1 protein-coding gene is annotated in these 1,545 nt (G+C 56.3%); it reads right to left on the bottom strand.

What is annotated here, in order from left to right; all coding sequences use genetic code 11:
* Positions 1 to 14 precede the first annotated feature (14 nt).
* Positions 15 to 1,355 carry a histidine phosphatase family protein gene (locus tag WH277_RS02640; protein WP_339457930.1) on the bottom strand — a complete coding sequence of 447 codons (1,341 nt, stop codon included), beginning with the start codon at positions 1,353 to 1,355 and terminating at the stop codon, positions 15 to 17.
* Positions 1,356 to 1,545 lie beyond the last annotated feature (190 nt).

The following is a 1,545-nucleotide window of genomic DNA, read 5'->3' as shown; positions in this document are numbered from 1 at the left end:
GATTTAGCCTGGATTCAGAATGTTTTAACGTCCTTGACGTTGAACGTTTCATTTTTATAGGTCAGCGTCACACTGTACGCAGTGTCCCACTGCGGATGCACATAACCGGGTATCCGCTGGCTTAAAAATGCATCCAGCACCCTCGGATGGGTAAAGACCGCCAGCCTGCCCTTGCTGAATTCATACTGGTAGCCCAGCGCGGACAGCATCTCATCGAAGCGCACTGCAGCCACGCGTCCGCGCTCCCCTACTCTCTCCGGGACAAAGTCAATCACCCTCCCGGGGGTAAGCAGGTTGACCGCAGCGGGGCGGGTATTAAGGGTGGCGATTGTCTCCGCTTCCCACGGCCCCAGGAACATCTCATTCAGGCGCTTGTCCTGAATCACGGTGATCCCCTGCGGCAGCATCACTGTCTCAGCCGTTTTCACCGCCCTGTTCAGCGCACTGCTCCATGCGCCGATAAACGGTGTCTGACGCAGTTGCTCCGCGATTTTCTGATTGGCCTGACGACCGGCGGGCGAGAAATCAGAATCCGATGTCCCTTCCATCACCCCAATCTGCTTCAGATGCGTCAGCGGGTTCACCACGACCACCATTTCCAGCGGCGGCAGCGCTTTCTCTCGTTCATAACCCGACTGCAACCAGCGACGGTTGTTGAAGTCGGTTAAGCGGAATTCCCCGCGGCGGAATTCCAGCACCGATACACTGGTGTTAGATAACCCGGATAACGGTTTATCGGCCCGGTATTTTTGCAGGTAAAACGCCATTGAGGAGTGCGCAGCTACCAGGATATTGCCGCTTTGACCCCTGTGCTGCCGGGCAATCGTACGCAGTGCGCCTTCAAAACGTTGAGAGAAGGCAGCCATATTTTCAGCATGAACCGGGGAGACAAAATCCGGGTCGCTGACCGGGCCAAAGTAGTAAAGAAAATCATCCCCTGAATGACCAAACTGCGCTGTCAGATCGTGGATGCGCCCGCCTTCTGCGTCACCCCAGGAAATATCTTTAAGATCATCGATCTGCACAACCTTCATATCGCGCCCGCGCACGATCAGGTTTGCCGTCTGGTATGCACGGCCGAGGGTGCTGCTGTAAGCGGCAATAAACGGCACCTCAGACAGCCCCAGCCCCAGACTGCTGGCGTCATAGCGCCCTTTGCGGGTCAGTTCAGCATTGCCACCGCCGCCAATCGTCATCTCTTTTACATTGGACAGTGTCTGCCCGTGGCGCACGAGGTAAAAACGCAGCACGCCATCGTGCTCCCCGTTATTCGCGGCAGCGCTGCACAGCACAGGCAGCAAGAACAAAACAGTCAGCAACAGTCTGCTGCAGGACAGGATAAATCCGTTTCTCATGGTAGAACTCCGTGTCAGTGATAAAGATTTGCACTGCGTAGTCTAGGCAAACGGCGGCACGCAGACCTTGGCGGTTCTGCCACTTTGTGGGTCAGGCTGGCAAAAGACGGCTGACAAACAGGAGCGAGGGCATAAAACGGGAAAGCGGGCGAATCGCAGAGGGGGAAGATTCGCTGGTACCGGGCGGCAC

It is taken from the genome of Erwinia sp. MYb416 (genome assembly GCF_037479575.1).
Classification (GTDB): Bacteria; Pseudomonadota; Gammaproteobacteria; order Enterobacterales; family Enterobacteriaceae; genus Erwinia; species Erwinia rhapontici.
Note: the sequence above shows the minus strand (reverse complement) of the source record. Positions and strands in the feature narration are given on the sequence as shown.